Here is a 17,467-nt window from a genome sequence, read left to right as displayed (position 1 = left end):
TTTAAAATAAAAAGATTGTGTTTTAAAATGTTACTTTTGAATTATGCCATATTTTAGGTACAATATATACATAAGAAGTAGATGATATAAAGTTATTGATGATTCATAAAAGAAAATTTATTACTCAAATTACTATCTTTAATATAAAATCAAACTTGTAAATTAAAGCATAAAAATATGAAGACTATAAATAATAAAAAAGATGAAATGGGAAAAAATTATGGATATAAATAAATTGAACCTAATAAATAATTTGGATTTAAAGTTATATTATTGCGGCACACAGGAGTGTAGTCCTAACCATTCTTGGGGGCCTGCAATTAAGGAACATTTCAAAATACATTATATACATAAAGGTAGGGGGATTTTTAGGTTAGGAAATGAAATCTTTCATTTAGAAGAAGGCCAAGGATTTCTTATATGCCCCAATGTTATTGCGTATTATAAGGCGGATGATGAAGAACCTTGGAGTTATTCTTGGTGTGCATTTGATGGAATTAATGCAGAAGCTTACTTGAAAAGAGCTAATTTAACAAATGATAATCCTATTTTTGAATATAGTAAAGATGATAAAGTAAATAAATGCTTTGAGGAAATGATAGGGGCTACAAATTCTGAAAAGAGCAGTGATTTAAGATTGCAGGGGCTTTTATATCTTTTTTTAGCGACTATAATTGATGAGACTGATTTAGATTCAACTTTTCAAGAAATTAAAACAAATAAGAATATGTATATAAACAAAGTAATTAATTTCATACATATTAATTATTCTCGTAAAATCAGAGTTTCTGAAGTTGCAAAGTATATAGGTTTAGACAGGAAATATATATCAAAATTATTTAAAGATATAGTTGGAGTTACAATTCAAGACTATTTAATAAGCTTTAGAATTAATAAAGCAAAGGAAATGATGAAAGATAAGCAATTATCAATAGGTGATATTTCACGTTCTGTAGGTTATGATAATCCATTAATATTTTCAAAAATGTTTAAAAAAGTTAATGGGATGTCGCCAAGTGAATACAGAGATTCTATTTAATTATATTTTAGAGACATAAGGTGATATTTATCTGACATTATGATATTTATACTACATCCTAACAATGATATTCTTAAGAAGACAAATGAATAATAAACATTTTAAGAACAATTTATATAAACAAGTCACATAAAAGTATTAGTTAAGCAAATTGTTGGGAGGAAATAAAAAATGATATATAACAGATGTGGAAATAGTGGACTTAAATTGCCAGCTATATCTTTAGGCTTATGGCATAACTTTAGTGAAAACGATATTTTTTCAAATAGTGAAGCAATCATAAAAAGAGCTTTTGAGTTAGGGATAACTCATTTTGATTTGGCTAATAACTATGGAAGACCAGCTGATGGATCAGCAGAAGAAACTTTTGGAAGGATATTAAAGAAAAATTATACTTCATATGATAGAGACAAAATGGTTATTTCTACAAAAGCAGGCTATGATATGTGGGAAGGACCATATGGTGATGGAGGCTCTAAAAAATACTTAGTAGCAAGTTTAGATCAAAGTTTAAAACGTATGGGACTAGATTATGTAGATATATTTTATCATCATAGATTTGATCCAGAAACACCACTAGAAGAAACTATGGCAGCCTTAGATCTATTGGTTAGACAAGGTAAAGCTTTATATGTAGGAATTTCAAACTACGGTCCAGAACAAACTAAAAGAGCGTCAGAAATTTTAAAGAAATTAGGAACACCTTGTTTGATAAATCAACTTAGATATTCTATGTTTGACAGACATATTGAGGGGGAGCAACTGGAGGTTCATAAGGAAGAAGGTATTGGAACTATAGCCTTTGTACCACTTGCACAAGGATTGCTTACAGATAAATATATTAATGGAATTCCAAAAGACTCGAGAATAGGCAGAAATAGTTTGTATTTACATGAGAATGACGTAACAGAAGAAAAGATTAAAAAAGTTATTGCACTTAATGAAATTGCAAAGGAAAGAGGTCAAAGTCTTGCACAAATGGCTCTTGCATGGGATTTAAGAGGAGATATAACTTCAGTATTAATTGGAGCAAGCAAACCAGCTCAAGTTGAAGATAACGTAATAGCATTAGAAAATCTTGAATTTACTAAGGAAGAGTTAGATAGAATTGATGAAATTTTAGGATAAAATATATGTAAAACCGTGTATAGATGATAAAGGAAGTATTTATTTATCATCTATGCAGGGTTATTTATTTTATAAAATAAATACCTTCGTATTAATTTTTATCTAGAAAAGTAGAGTTACAAATTCATATCGCTTCTGCTTTTTACATATTGGCTTGGAGTCACTCCAGTTAATTTTTTAAACAATTTACTGAAGTAATAGGGGTCGTTAACACCAACAAGATAGCCTACCTCTGAAAACTTAATGGAGGTTGTGGATAATAAATCTTTCGCTCTATTAATTCTTATAATGTTTAGGTAATTAATTATGGTATTACCAGTGACTTTTTTGAATATTCGGTTTAAATAGTCATAATTTGATTCAAGGAGTTCTTCAATGTCTTGACTGTTAATTGAATTCATATAATGTGCTTCAAGATAAGTTATTATTTCCCTAACCTTAATGAAGGGCTTTGCAGATCCGTTTTGAATGTTTGTGGTAATAAAATTTCTACAAACCCTTATAATTAGTTCATGAAATTTTAAGGATGCAATCTTTCTGTAATTTTCATATTTTTGATAAAAATCATAATCTGCTTTTTCAAGAATAGAAAATACTTCGAAATTATTTTCAAAGTGATAATGTTTTGGTAAGTAGTAAATTGTATCAATTGATTTATCTTCTACATAAGTATCACTAGTAAGAGAATGGTTACGTTTTTTTAATAATTCTTGAGAAATTTCATTAAATGTTTTGTTATTTAAAGTGTATATTCCAGAACTCCTAAAATGAATATAATAATAATGACAGCAAGCTTCTTTATAGCCGGTATGCTTAATATTTGGTTCGAGTAAAAGCATATCCCCTTCTTTTAGTGCATATTCTGTATCTCCTTCCTTTATATACAGTTCGCCGCTTTTTACAATATACATTACATATTCATCTAAGATTCTAGTAAAATGCATCCAAGGCACAGTGTAATTAACATGCCCTAGGAATCTTACATCTAAATTTTTATCTATATCAATAGCAAGTAAACTCATAGTATCCCTCCAGGTAGAAATATTACAAAAAAAATTCACTTTTGTACATTTATTTATATTGTAATACAGATTAAAATAAAATCAAGCAGTAAACGTAAACAAAGCGAAATTTAAAAATGCTTTCTAGAAGTTTTTAACAAAGTAAGTTAAAGATAATAGTAATTTACTGAAAATAAAAGTTTATAAGTAAAGTATCTTTTTTACAAAAAAATCATTAAATCAGTTAGTTAAATTGAAAAATTTTCAAGATGAGTAATGAATTAAAAATATAATTTACAAGGGGGAGATAAAATGAAATCTAAAAAAATCATGTCATTATTTCTAACAGGATTAATATTGTCTATTGTATTTACGGGCTGTGGGAGTAATAAAGCAGTTGAAAATGGAACACAAAAAATAGCAGTCACAGATGAGGTGAGTTTAAAGGGTGAAATTGAAATGTGGAGTACCTTCACTGACAAAGAAAATGCAGTGTTAACAGATAAAATAATACCTGCGTTTAACAAAAAATACCCAGATATAAAAGTTAAAATTACTCCAATGCCTGGAGGAGATGATTACAAAAAGCAAATACTTCAGGCGGCCATGAGTGGAACCACACCTGATTTAGCAAGAACTGATATTGTAGATGTTGCGCAATATGCTTCTCAGGATTATTTATCAGCAGTAGATGAAATGTCTGGTTTTGAAGATTTAAAGAAAGAAACCTTTGAAGGACCAATGAGTACTAATATGTATAATGGACACTATTATGGTATTCCACTAGATACTAATACAAAGGTTGCTATCTATAATAAAGCTATGCTTGATAAAGCAGGCTTGAAAGAAGCTCCGAAAACTATGGAGGAACTTGAAAAATATGCAGAAAAATTACAAGCTAATAATGTAAATGGTATAGGTATTGCTGGCTTAGAGTCATGGGCTATAGCTCCGTATTTTATATCACTTGGAGGCAAGTTTACTGATGATAAGAATACAAAAGCTACAGGATACTTAAATAGTCCAGAAAGCGTTAAAGCTCTTGAAAAGATTATTGAATGGAATGATAAAGGATATGTAGCAGCAAGCTTACTTGGTGGTGAAGGTTCTTGGGAAGGCTTTAATGCGGAACATTATGGAATGATTGATGATGGTCCATGGTGGTTCCCTGCTAATAAGGATCAAAATACAGTTAAAGATAATGTAGTATTTGCTCAAATACCAAAGGGAGCTGGCGGTAGTTTTTCGGTAGTTGGTGGAGAAGATACTATAATATTTAAAGCATCAAAAAATCAGCAACAAGCGTATGTTTTTGCTAAATATTTAGGCTCAGACGAGGCACAAACCATATTTGCAACGGAGTTAGGTATGATGCCAGTTAATAAAATTACAGCAGAAAAATCAATAATTAAAGATAATAAAATGTTAAGTGTATATATGAATCAATTAAATTCAACATGGGCAAGAACTCCAAGTCCTAAGTGGGGAGATATTTCTAATGTAATAAGGGATGATTTTGAAGCAGCTGTTCGAAAGGATAAGGATGCCAAACAAGCATTAGATGATGCGGCAAGCAAAGTTGATGCTCTACTTCAAGAAAAATAGAATTTGAAAGTTAGGGATTAAGGTATAATCTTAATCCCTAATTACAGAATAGGAGGGCGAAGCAATTGGAAAATAGTATAACAAATGTTTCAAAATCTAGTGGCAGCAAGAAAAAATTTAATAAAAGACAAAGAGAAGCCATAGAAGGATGGGCTTTTATAGGGCTTGGCTTTCTACTCTTTATAGTTTTTGTAGCGTTTCCACTTTTAAAGAACATAATGATGGCATTTATGGATTATAGCGTTAATCCTAATAAAGCTAGTACTTTTGTAGGGCTGGCTAATTTTAAGAAGGCTTTCATTGGTGGTGGAGCCATAGATGAAAGTGCAAAATTCTACTTATCACTAAGGAATACATTATTGGCAGTAATAATTACAGTTCCAATTCAATGGTTTTTAGGAATGATAATTGCAATATTTATTGAATCTCTTGTAAAGGGAAAGGTATTTTACAGGTTTCTACTTTATATTCCAGTTATTTCAGATTGGATAGTTGTTGCAATAATGTTTAAGTATATTTTCCAAGACACTAAAGGGGCTTTGGTGAATTCAATATTGTTAAATCTTCATATTATAAGTCAGCCTATTTCTTGGCTGCAAAATGAATGGACAGGTAATATGGTCATCTGGGCTCTTTGTATATGGAAAGGAATAGGCTGGGTAATGATTATGTATACAGCTGCCATTCAAGATTTACCTAAGGAGTTATATGAAGCAGCTGATGTAGATGGAGCAACTAAAAAGCAGCAAATGTGGAAGATAACATTACCATTGCTTGCATCAAGAACTTATTTTATAGTTATTAACCTAATAATAGGAGCCTTCAATATTATGCTTCAAGTAATGCTTATTACTGCAGGTGGACCAATGGGTAAGACAGACGTGCTTTTAAATTATATGTATACTAAAGCATTCTCAAGCTTTGATTTTGGTTATGCGGCAGCATTAAGTTTAATTATGGGTGTTATTTTAATTATTACTTCTATTGTACAGAAAAAAATAGCTAAAAGTGAAGTTCAATTTTAATGGAGGTGAGGTATGTGAATAAAGGTGGAAAAAGGAAATTCTCTCAAGTTTTAATACATTTGATGCTAATAATCATAGTTATAGTTTCATTACTGCCATTTTTGAATATGATAAGTACATCATTATCTGCTAGTACTTATGTTATGCCTTCTAAACCACAAATAATCCCAAAAGAATTTTATTTCGGAAACTATATAGTTGTTTGGAACGGTGAAAATTTTTCAAGATATTTTATCAATAGTGTATTTGTAACAGTTGTTAGCACAATATGTATATTGTTTGTATCATCGCTTTCAGGTTATGGATTTTCTAGATTAAATTTTCCAGGAAAAAAAATAATCTTCAATATTTATATATTTTCTCTAATGATGCCTGCTGTACTTGCTTTGGTTTCACAATTTACTGTTTTACAGGAGTTACATTTGGTAGATACCTATACAGGATTGATTCTTTTATATGTTAGTGGTGGTATAGCTGGAAATACTTTTTTTCTGAAGGGATTTTTTGAGACTATTCCTAGGGAATTAGAGGAATCAATAATTATGGATGGTGGAAATAAGTGGACTATATACAGCAGAATAATATTACCACTTTCAAAACCAGCTCTAGGAACTCTCGCTATAGGTACTTTTACAGGATTATGGATGGAAGTATTTACAGCATTAACAGTAATAAAAACTCAATCAATGAGAACATTGCCTATAGCAGTAAAATTGCTTCAAAATGGAAAGGCAACTCAATGGGGAGTTATATTTGCAGCGGCAATATTGGTTTTAATACCTGTAATTATAATATTTATTATTTTTAATAAACAGTTTATAAAATCAGGTGGAAGTGAGGGTGCAGTTAAAGGCTAATTTAGAATGGAGTGATTCACTTGAAAAAAAGGTTTGTTTTGGGTATTGCACTGCTAGTATGTATTGGAACTATAGCGGGAACTCATATTTATAAATTAAAAACCTTCAATGCAGATAAAGAAACAAAAATTATAAGCGGTGGCAAGCTTATAGGCGATGTATATACAGATAAATCTAGATATAATCTTAAGGATAAAGTCGATATAAAAGTAGAATTAGATAATAAGCTTAATAAAAACTATGATGGCAATTTAGAAATATATTTCAAACATTTGAATAATACTGTTGAAAAGAAAGAATTCAAAATTAATATAGCAAATGATGAAAAGAAGACAATAGATATTTCATGGGATGTACCAGAAGATGATTATAAGGGTTACCTTGTAGAGGTTTATGCAACCCATGGAACTGAGGTTGATGATCATGAAAATTCTGCAGTAGATGTATCGTCAAATTGGGAGAAGTTCCCTAGGTATGGATACATAACCGAATATCCGAAGCAGGATAAGAATAAGAGTGAAGAGATAATAAATCGAATAAACAAATTTCACATAAATGGACTTCAATTTTACGATTGGCAGAATAAACATGAAAAGCCATTACCAGAAATCAAAAATAATAACCTAACTTCATGGAAGGATATTGCAAATAGAGATATATATTTTCAAACAGTAAAAGATTATATTGATTTAGCCCATAGCAAGAACATGAAGGCTAGTAACTATAATCTTATTTATGGAGCATACGCTGATTTTGAAAAAGATGGTATAAAACAGGAGTGGGGAGTATTCAAGGATAACAAGCATCAAATTCAAGATGCTCACAATCTTCCAGCGGGATGGGCATCACCTAATTTATTCATATTTAATCCAGCAAATAAAGAGTGGCAAGAATATATATATAATGCAGAAAAAGAAGTAAACAAGATATTAAGTTTTGATATTTTCCATATGGATACATTGGGATATAGAAAAGATACTTATGATTATAACGGTAATAAGATTAACCTGCCAGATACTTACACTGAATTTATTAATAATGCAAAAAAAGAGATGGGCGTTGGAGTAGTATTTAACACAGTAAACAGATATGGACTTGAGCAGGTTGCAAAGGGAGATGTAGATTTTCTTTATTCTGAGCTTTGGCCTAGTGACTTTCCAAATTATTATTCCTTTAAGGAAACTATTGATAAGGGGTATGAATTAACAAATGGAAAGAAAAGTACAGTAATAGCAGCCTATATGAATTATGGAAAAGCAGCTAGTAAAGGGGAATTCAATGAAAATAGTGTCAAATTAACTGATGCAGCTATATTTGCTTCTGGAGGGGCTCATATAGAATTAGGAGATACAGGAATGCTTGCTAGAGAATATTTTCCTAATAAAAATTTAACTATGTCGGAATCCTTAGTAGCTTCCATGAGAGATTACTATGATTTTCTTGTTGCTTATGAGAATTTATTAAGAGACGGGTTGCAGGACAGTAAAAATGAAATTAAGTTAGAGGGAGGAATTGAGACAAGCAGCAATGGAAGTCAGGATACTGTATGGGCCTTTGCAAAAGAAAAACAGGGCGTTGAAGTAGTTCAAATGATAAATTTTTTAGGAATGAAGCGTTCAAACTGGAGAGATGACGGAGCAAATTATAATGCTCCAGATGAGAAAAAGAACCTAAAGCTTAATTACACTATTAAAGAAGGAAAAGTCAAAGGAGTGTATTTAGCTTCACCTGATTTTAATAAAGGTCAATCCATAGAATTAAAATATAAAGCAAAGAATGATAGTGATGGAACCCATCTTGAAATAGAAGTTCCGGAGCTGAAGTATTGGGATATGGTATATATTGAAAAAGAATAAAAGGGAGATGATACAATTGATTATAAAAGATTTATATCCTTCAAAAGCTCAATTTAATAAAGGTGAAAAAATAGAAATAATTGTAGAGAGCGAAGGCAATGTTTCAGATAATTATATTAGATGTAATATTTATAAACTTCACGAAAATATTATTTCAATAGAAAAGAGTATTAGTGACTTTGAAAATAAAGTTTTATTTGAATTTGATATAAATAGTAATGAAGATTTTATGTCAGGATATGGTGTAGAGGTAGAACTTTTTGAAAATGGTGAAAGGCTCCAGGTTTTAACGACAGCTTTTGATATATTAAGTTCTTGGAAGTATTCACCCAGATATGGCTTTTTAGCTGATTTTTCACCAGATGATTTGGGTGATAAGGACGATTTAAAAGAAATGAATAAATATCACTTAAATGTAGTTCAGTATTACGATTGGATGTACAGACATCATGATTTAATTCCAAAGGAAGATATATTTATAGATCCTTTAAATAGAAAATTAAGCGTACAAGCCATTGAACAAAAAATTAAATTAGCACATAAATATAATATGCAAGCTATGGGTTATGGTGCGGTATATGCTGCAGCTCCAGACTTTTATGAAAAAAATAAGGATCTGGCTATTTACAAAAATAATAGAGAAGTCTATGGATTTGATAATTTCCTTTATATGATGGATATATCAAAAGAAAGCAAGTGGCATAATCATATAATTCATGAATTTTATAAGGCTATTAAGTTTGGGTTTGATGGTATTCATATGGATCAGTACGGCTACCCAAAGGAAGCAATAGTAAACATTGATGAAGAAGAAAAGGTAAGAAACTTAAGAGAAGACTTCCCGATTTTAATTAATGAAACTAGAAAGTATATAGAAGACAAAGGTGAAGAGGTAGGTTTAATATTTAACGCTGTAAACAACTGGCCAGTAGAGACTGTTGCGAAGGCAGGTCAAGATGCAGTTTATATTGAGGTATGGCCTCCAAATGATACTTATCAGGATTTATACAATCTAATATCAAACGCAAAGAAATACGCTTCACAAAAGCAAGTAATTTTAGCTGCTTATATGAAACCTTTTTTACAAGAGTTAAATATTCCAGTAGAGCAAGCAGAAAATGCTACAGTACTTACAATGGCAACTATATTTGCCAGCGGCGGATTTCATCTTCTATTAGGAGAGAATAACGGAGTTCTTGATGATCCTTATTATCCTAAATATAGAACTATAGAAAGTGAAAGCTTTAAGAAGAAGTTAAGAAGCTACTATGATTTCATAGTTAAATATGAAGAGCTTCTTTATGATTTTGATATTATAGATACTTCTATGGTTAATACTGGTGGAATAAATGGAGAGTATGTAATTAGTGGGGCAGAGGTTTCACCAAAAGCTGAGCCAGATTGCATTTGGTCTTTAATAAAGGAGAAACCAGGTTATAAAATTATTAACCTTGTGAATTTTGTAGGTATTGACGATATGAATTGGAATGAGGCTAAAGAAAGAACACCTTCTGAAATAAGAAACATTGAGGTTTCTATGATTACCTGTAACGAAGTGAAATCTGTATATGTAGCTTCGCCTGATTATAATGAAGGAAAAGCATTAGGATTGGACTTCGAGTATATTGAAAGTGAAAATGGAAACAAAGTTAAATTCATAATTCCAGAACTAAAAGTTTGGGATTTAGTTTATATTATACATTAAAAAACAAAGGGAGAATAAAAAGGATGGAAAAGAAATGGTGGAATGAATCGGTAGTATATCAAATATACCCTAGAAGTTTTAAGGATTCTAACGGAGATGGTATAGGTGATTTAAGAGGTATTATTGAAAAGTTAGATTACTTAAAGGAACTGGGGATAGATGTAATTTGGTTATCACCAGTATATAAATCACCAAACGATGATAATGGCTATGATATAAGTGATTATGAAGATATAATGGACGATTTTGGAACAATGGAAGATATGGAAGAGCTTCTTAGGGAAGGTAATAAGAGAGGTATAAAAATACTTATGGATCTTGTTGTTAATCATACTTCCGATGAACATAGATGGTTTATTGAATCTAAAAAATCAAAGGACAATCCATATAGAGATTATTACATATGGAGAGATCCTGTAGATGGAAAAGAGCCTAATGATTTAATTTCAACATTTAGCGGTAGTGCTTGGCAATATGATGAAGGGTCAGGACAATATTATTTACATTTGTTTAGCAAAAAACAACCGGATTTAAATTGGGAAAATGAAAAGGTCCGTAGGGAAGTTTATGATATGATGAATTTTTGGATTGATAAAGGTATTGGCGGATTTAGAATGGATGTTATTGATCTCATAGGCAAGGTTCCAGATGAAAAAATTAAGGAAAATGGACCGAAACTTCATGATTATATTAAAGAGATGAATAAGGAAACCTTTGGGGATAAAAACTTGTTAACTGTTGGAGAAGCCTGGGGGTGCACTCCTGAAATAGCTAGAAGGTACTCAAATCCAAATGGTAGCGAGCTTAGTATGGTGTTTCAATTTGAACACATTATGCTTGATCAGCAGCCTGATAAAGAAAAATGGGATTTGAAGTCATTAGAGTTGTTAGACTTAAAGAAGGCTTTATCAAAATGGCAATTAGAGCTAGAAGGAACAGGCTGGAACAGTTTGTTTTGGAATAATCATGACCTGCCAAGGATAGTCTCAAGGTGGGGGAATGATAAGAAGTATAGAGTAGAAAGTGCAAAGATGCTCGCTACATTATTGCATGGAATGAAGGGAACTCCTTATATATATCAAGGTGAAGAACTTGGTATGACTAATGTAAGATTTGAAGTTTTAGAGGAATACAAAGATATAGAAACGCTTAACATGTACAAAGAAAGAAAAGAAAAAGGCTATAAGCATGAAGACATAATGTTATCTATATATGCAAAAGGTAGAGATAATGCACGTACGCCAATGCAATGGGACGATATCGAAAATGCAGGCTTTACAACAGGAGAACCTTGGATAAAGGTAAATCCTAATTACAAAGAAATAAATGCTAAGTCTCAAATGAATAATGAAAAGTCTATATTTAATTATTATAAAAAATTAATTGAAATTAGAAAATCACATCCAGTAGTTGTGTATGGAAAATATAAATTAATTTTAGAAGAAAGCAAAGAAATATTTGCATATACGAGAACTTTAGAAAATGAAAAGTTATTAGTAATATGTAATTTCACAGGAAACGAAACAAGATTTACCCTTGAAGAACCAATAGAATTCAAAACTAAGGAACTTTTGATTTCAAATTATGATATAGATGTGAGTAAATCCATAGAAGAGATAGAACTTAAGCCGTATGAGGCCAGGATTTATAACCTTATATAAATACAGACGCAAAACATTAATAAAGTTATATATACGTTAAATATAATTCGATTACTTAGGTTTTCTAGTCTAAGTAATTAAATTTATTTAATATAAAGCTCATTTGAACGTTATTTGAAAGAATGATGGTTAATGAGCTTTTTAATTTAAATATTAATATGAACTTTCTTTAGATTTTGAGTATTTATTTATGATAAGGACAATCTCTTATTACATATAAAGGGGTATTATACTATCGTAAATTTGTTATTTATGCATGAGAAATTTACAATAGAGAATATTTTAGTTTATATCGTATGTTGACTTAAATTTAATGTATATGTAAAATGTAACAAGGTATAGCATTGTAACATCATTTAATTAAGCCTTAATGCAATATATTTGTAAAATCAGTGTTATATTAATATAGAAAAGTATATATCTAATTTTAGGAATATTACGGCAAAAGGGAGGTCTGTTACTTGAAGGGAAAGTGTTACTATTGTAATAAGGAACTGACTGAAAGAACTATTAAAAGACATATGAAGAATTGCAATGCAATGAAGACAAAAATAGAAGAACTTAGTAATGAAGATAAAAAAAAGAGAAATCAATTTATGATATCAATTAAATCAAAGTATGATAAAGACGAATATAACATATATTTATCAATTGATGAAAATCTAAGTTTGTTACATATAGATCAATTTTTAAGAGATGTTTGGTTAGAATGTTGTGGACATTTAAGTGCTTTTAAAATAAAAGGGATAATTTATCAAGATTATTCTATGGGTACAAAGCTTAAGGATATATTAAATGTTGCTGATAGATTTGAATATGAATATGATTTTGGAAGTACTACAGAATTAATTTTGGAAGTGGTTGATATAATACAAGTTCCTGTAAGTTTTTCTCAAATTGAAATAATAGCAAGAAATGATGAAGTAATTCATCATTGTGAAATTTGCAACGCAGAAGCGGAATATTTTAATTATGAAAATAACCAGTGGGAATGTAAGAAATGCATTGATAAAAATAATGATATGATTGCTAAATTTGATTATTGCAATTCTCCAAGAGATGGAGTTTGCTGCTATGGTGGAAATAAAAGAGATGAAATTACATATTTGCCAGGGAATCAAAAAAAATATAAGAGTTCAAGAAATAAAGTAAAAAGCACAGAACCAGAAGATGTGCTTTTTTATGAAGATGAAATTTTTGATCAATTATCAGATGTAGATTATGCATTTGATGATTTAATAAGCAAGAGTCAAAGGATTGTTAAGAACAACTTTAATAAAACAGTATATTCCTTCGATATATTGGAACTTATAAATAATTTATCAAAAGACAATATATATGAAATAGCAAAATATCTTGGCATGCCTAAAATATCAAGTTTAAATAAAGCGCAATTAGCTGAGAGATTAATTAATGAGTATGAAATTTTAGTAGAAGAGAAGATGTCCTTGTTTGACGAAGAAAGATATAAACTTTTAAAAACTTGTGCAGATAATAATGGAGTTAGAATTCTTAGTCAAATTGATGAAAAAACGGCATATAAGTTGGCCTATTTCCTGCAAAGTGGTATGATTTTTTCAACAGTTAAAGATGAAGAAGTTATTATGATAATGCCAGAAATAATTCAGAAGTTAGTTAAAGAAAAAAATAACATACAATATAGAGGCATGATAAAAGCAAATACAGAAATAATTAATCTTTATAGAGGCATGAACAAAGCTTATGGAATACTTAAATTAAAAGATATAATGAAAATATTTAAAACTTATGATTTGAATGAGTATAGTAGAATAGAAAAATTACTAACAAGTGCACAAGATTACTATAGAGAATATGAAATTCAAGGAATGTTTTATATAAACTGTTTTATAGATAATTGGGTAGATTTATTGAGAGAAATTGAACAAAAGACAAATATAAATTATGCGATGATTTCTAAAGAGGAATTGCTAAATATGGCAAGTGAAAATTACATTTATGAAGCTGACTTTGGAGATACATTTTTCAAAGAATTTTTAAATATGTTCAATATGGATATAGAAATATTAGAGGGCTTAATGGAATCTTTATACTTAGAAATTCAAGAAAATGATTTTGAAGATGTCATGAATGAAATATTAGAACAATTAGAAGATGACAGTAAAGATGTTAAAGATTTTATGCTAAATAGTGTTGGAAAATTCATTAAAAACATTAGATTATGGAAATTGAAAGGTGCTAATATTAATGAAAGTAGCATTGTAGTTCAAGATGACACAAACCCTCCCAGAAGAAATGATTTATGTCCATGTGGAAGTGGAAGGAAATATAAAGATTGCTGTGCTAAGGATGGAAATGTTATAAAATTATTTTAAATAATTAAGTGAAATAGCAGGTTTAAATAATAAATCTGCTGTTTTATTTTTAATTGTATAAAATTAAATTACAAAAACTCTTGACAATAAAAGAACGTTCGTTTAATATTAAAACAATAACATATAGAGGTGTTTAAATGAGAAGAAAAGACGATGAAAAGCAAAAGAGTATAAAAGAAGCCGTTATTAAGTTAATACTTAAGGAAGGATTTCACGGTACGTCTATTTCAAAGATAGCTAAAGAAGCAGGAGTTTCACCAGCTACAGTTTATATATATTATGAAAATAAAGAAATCATGTTACAGGATATATATCGTGAGTATTCTGAAGAGATTTTTGATTATTTAATTGATAAGCTTAATAATTGTAACGATGGTGAGAAGATTATTGAAATACTTGTCAGAGAATATTATTTATATATTAAAGATAATAGTGAAGTATTTCACTTTGTAGATCAATTTTCAAGTTGTCCAGCATTAGCTAAGCAATGTTCCGAAAGGAATGGGATAAATATTTTAAATAATTTCTTTGATGAAATGAAAAAAAATGGAGTTTTTAAAGATTTCAGAAATGAGAATTTGAGAGCAATACTTTTTTATCCAACAAAATCAATTGTAATGAATTCATGTGTTGAGAATGATGAAAAATCTGAACTGTTAATTGAATTGATTAAAATTATACAAGATATATTGTTAGTCAGATAAAATTATTAAGCGAGAAAATTTTGTAAATATATTATTGCAGAAGCATCTCGCTATTATTTAAATACAAGTATAAATGAATGCTCGTTTATTGAAATGCCCAATGAAAGGATGATTAATATGATGAATTTAGAGAAAAAATATAATGAAGGAATTGCAATTCCGGTATCTGATGCAGTGTTATTACCTGGAATGGTGCACACTTTAAAATTAAATAGATTTAGTGAAAAGGAAATTGAAAAGTTAGCCAATGAGGAAGACGTTAAGATTGCATTACTTTTAAAACAAAATTTTAATCAAAATAGTTTAAAAGAAGAAGATTTTTATCGTGTTGGTGTTTCGTTTAAAATAAATGAAATTGAAAAAACTCAAATAGGATATAAAATTAAAATTAAAGTCTTAGATAGAGTTGAGATAAAAACAATTAATTTTGAGGAAGATTTGATTAGAGTACAATTTGAGTTCGCACCTGATATTGTAGATATTGCAGAAAAAAGTCAGAAAGAAATGGTAGATTATATTAAAAAAGTTTCTCGTGAAATTAGTAATAATTTTAAAGGTACAAAAGATTTTATGGAAAATGTAGAGGAACAAAAGGATTTAAATAAACTTATTGGTTTTTTAACAACTTTTATGCCAATTTCAAATGAAGAAAAATATGATTTGATAGAAACTCAGTCTTTAAAGGATAGAGGTCTTAAGTTTATGGATTATCTATTAAAGCATAAAGAATACGTAGAATTACAATTTGAAATTACACAAAAGTTTAGTGAAAAGGCTAATAAAAGTTATAGAGAATCAGTTTTGAGAGAGCAACTAAAAGCTATTCAAAATGAACTAAATGAAGGTAAAAGTAAAAAATCAAAAAAAGATAAAGATTATTTAAATAAGATTGAAGAGGCTCAAATGCCAGATGAAATTAAGGAAACAGCTTTAGAGGAATTAGAAAAATTAGAAAGTCAAAGCCCAAATAGTTCTGATTATAATGTAATGCGTAACTATTTAGATTTATTAACACAATTACCTTGGAAAAAGAGTGAACCAAAAGCTGTAGATTTAAATGAAGCAAGAAGAATATTAAATGACCAGCATTATGGTCTTGAAAAGGTAAAAGATAGAATAATTCAGCATTTAGCAGTTATGCAATTGAAGAAAGACAAAAAAGGATCTATATTATTATTAGTAGGACCTCCAGGTACAGGAAAAACTAGTCTTGGTAAGAGTATTGCAGAAGCACTTGGTAGAAAATATACTCGTTTAAGTCTTGGTGGAGTTCGTGATGAAGCTGAAATAAGAGGGCATAGAAGAACTTATGTAGGTGCAATGCCAGGTAGAATTATTCAAACAATTAAGAAAGCTGGAGAAACAAACCCAGTTATGGTTTTAGATGAAATAGATAAATTAATGACAAGCTATAATGGTGATCCTGCTAGTGCTTTATTAGAAGTACTAGATCCAGAGCAAAATGATACATTTACAGATCATTACTTGGATTTACCTTATGATTTATCAGATGTATTTTTTATAGCTACAGCTAACTCATTAGATACAATTCCTAGACCGCTATTGGATAGAATGGAAGTAATTCAAATTTCTAGTTACACAATGAGTGAAAAATTCCATATAGCAAAAAATCATTTAATGAGAGCAACTCTTGAAGAACATGGCTTAAATGATACACAATTAATTGTAGAAGATGAAGCACTTCAAAGAATTATAAGTGAATACACTTTAGAAGCAGGTGTAAGAGGACTTAAAAAGCAGTTAGCTACTATCGCTAGAGTTGCATCAGAAAAGATTGTTTCTAATAATGTAGAATTGCCATTTAAGGTTACAGCAAATGTTTTAGAAGATGTTCTTGGAAGAAAGGTTTCAAGCCATGATAAAGCTCAAGATGATAATATGCCAGGAGTTGTAACAGGACTTGCTTGGACTTCTGTTGGAGGAGAAATTTTATTTATTGAAGCTACAGACATGCCAGGAAATGGACAAGTTACATTAACAGGACAACTTGGAGATGTTATGAAAGAATCAGCAAAAATTTCTTTAAGCTTATTAAAATCAAGATTGCCTATGAACGCAGTAAACTTTAAAGAAAAAGATCTTCATATTCATGTTCCATCAGGGTCTACACCTAAGGATGGGCCATCAGCTGGAATAACATTATTTACAGCTCTTGCATCACTAATTACAGGAATAAAGGTTGATTCAAGATTGGCAATGACAGGAGAAATTACATTAAGAGGAGCGGTTCTTCCAATTGGAGGGTTAAAAGAAAAATTAATAGCTGCCCAAAGAGCTGGAATAAAAAGGACATTAATTCCTAAAGACAATGTAATTGACCTAAAAGATGTTCCAGAGGAAGTTAAATCAGAATTGACTATAATACCAGTAGAAACAGTAGAAGATGTTCTAAAAGAAACCTTAGGAATATCATTACCAAAGGTAGAACATATATTTAACCCTAATAATTTATTACAAGGATCATTTAATGCAAATGTAAATTGATTATAAATTAATAGTAAAAATTATATA

The 17,467-nt window shown here is 29.7% G+C and carries 12 protein-coding genes; 11 read left to right on the top strand and 1 reads right to left on the bottom strand.

Annotation, left to right across the window (positions count from 1 at the left end; genetic code table 11):
* The first annotated feature begins 220 nt into the window (after positions 1-220).
* Together GXK56_RS14655 and GXK56_RS14650 are read left to right on the top strand one after the other, a co-directional pair.
* A complete protein-coding gene (locus GXK56_RS14655; protein ID WP_243156134.1) occupies positions 221-1,039 on the top strand; it encodes an AraC family transcriptional regulator in 819 nt (272 codons plus the stop codon).
* Positions 1,040-1,210: 171 nt separating this feature from the next.
* Positions 1,211-2,167, top strand: coding sequence for an aldo/keto reductase (locus GXK56_RS14650; RefSeq protein ID WP_160688638.1), 957 nt, complete (start codon positions 1,211-1,213; stop codon positions 2,165-2,167).
* Positions 2,168-2,283: 116 nt separating this feature from the next.
* Here the strand turns inward: GXK56_RS14650 and GXK56_RS14645 are convergent, their stop codons facing one another.
* Positions 2,284-3,189: a helix-turn-helix domain-containing protein gene (locus tag GXK56_RS14645; RefSeq protein ID WP_160688636.1), complete on the bottom strand. Its 906-nt coding sequence runs from the start codon at positions 3,187-3,189 to the stop codon at positions 2,284-2,286.
* Between the two features lie 291 nt (positions 3,190-3,480).
* On the opposite strand from GXK56_RS14645, the gene GXK56_RS14640 reads away from it, so the two are divergent.
* The 9 genes from GXK56_RS14640 (at position 3,481) to lon (ending at position 17,440) form a co-directional block, all read left to right on the top strand.
* The gene (locus GXK56_RS14640) at positions 3,481-4,773 is read left to right on the top strand and encodes an extracellular solute-binding protein (RefSeq protein ID WP_160688634.1); all 1,293 of its coding nucleotides are present in this window, start codon (positions 3,481-3,483) and stop codon (positions 4,771-4,773) included.
* Between the two features lie 65 nt (positions 4,774-4,838).
* Positions 4,839-5,798 carry a sugar ABC transporter permease gene (locus GXK56_RS14635; protein ID WP_160688632.1) on the top strand — a complete coding sequence of 320 codons (960 nt, stop codon included), beginning with the start codon at positions 4,839-4,841 and terminating at the stop codon, positions 5,796-5,798.
* 14 nt (positions 5,799-5,812) lie between these two features.
* Positions 5,813-6,655 carry a carbohydrate ABC transporter permease gene (locus tag GXK56_RS14630; RefSeq protein ID WP_202127892.1) on the top strand — a complete coding sequence of 281 codons (843 nt, stop codon included), beginning with the start codon at positions 5,813-5,815 and terminating at the stop codon, positions 6,653-6,655.
* Between the two features lie 20 nt (positions 6,656-6,675).
* Entirely contained in the window at positions 6,676-8,511 is a 1,836-nt protein-coding gene (locus GXK56_RS14625; protein WP_160688628.1) for a glycoside hydrolase family 66 protein, read from the top strand.
* A 16-nt stretch (positions 8,512-8,527) separates the two neighbouring features.
* A complete protein-coding gene (locus tag GXK56_RS14620) occupies positions 8,528-10,216 on the top strand; it encodes a glycoside hydrolase family 66 protein (protein WP_160688626.1) in 1,689 nt (562 codons plus the stop codon).
* 23 nt (positions 10,217-10,239) lie between these two features.
* Positions 10,240-11,877 carry an alpha-glucosidase gene (locus GXK56_RS14615; protein WP_160688624.1) on the top strand — a complete coding sequence of 546 codons (1,638 nt, stop codon included), beginning with the start codon at positions 10,240-10,242 and terminating at the stop codon, positions 11,875-11,877.
* A 461-nt stretch (positions 11,878-12,338) separates the two neighbouring features.
* On the top strand, positions 12,339-14,231 hold the full coding sequence (locus GXK56_RS14610; protein WP_160688622.1) for an SEC-C metal-binding domain-containing protein: 1,893 nt from the start codon (positions 12,339-12,341) through the stop codon (positions 14,229-14,231).
* A gap of 137 nt (positions 14,232-14,368) precedes the next feature.
* Positions 14,369-14,935 carry a TetR/AcrR family transcriptional regulator gene (locus GXK56_RS14605; RefSeq protein ID WP_160688620.1) on the top strand — a complete coding sequence of 189 codons (567 nt, stop codon included), beginning with the start codon at positions 14,369-14,371 and terminating at the stop codon, positions 14,933-14,935.
* 117 nt (positions 14,936-15,052) lie between these two features.
* Positions 15,053-17,440 carry an endopeptidase La gene (gene lon / locus GXK56_RS14600; protein WP_160688618.1) on the top strand — a complete coding sequence of 796 codons (2,388 nt, stop codon included), beginning with the start codon at positions 15,053-15,055 and terminating at the stop codon, positions 17,438-17,440.
* The last annotated feature ends 27 nt before the right edge of the window (positions 17,441-17,467 follow it).

The sequence above is a fragment of the Clostridium sp. C2-6-12 genome (genome assembly GCF_009928485.1).
Lineage (GTDB): Bacteria > Bacillota > Clostridia > Clostridiales > Clostridiaceae > Clostridium.
The sequence above is the reverse complement of the archived record's forward strand: the minus strand, read 5'-3'. Positions and strand labels throughout refer to the sequence as shown.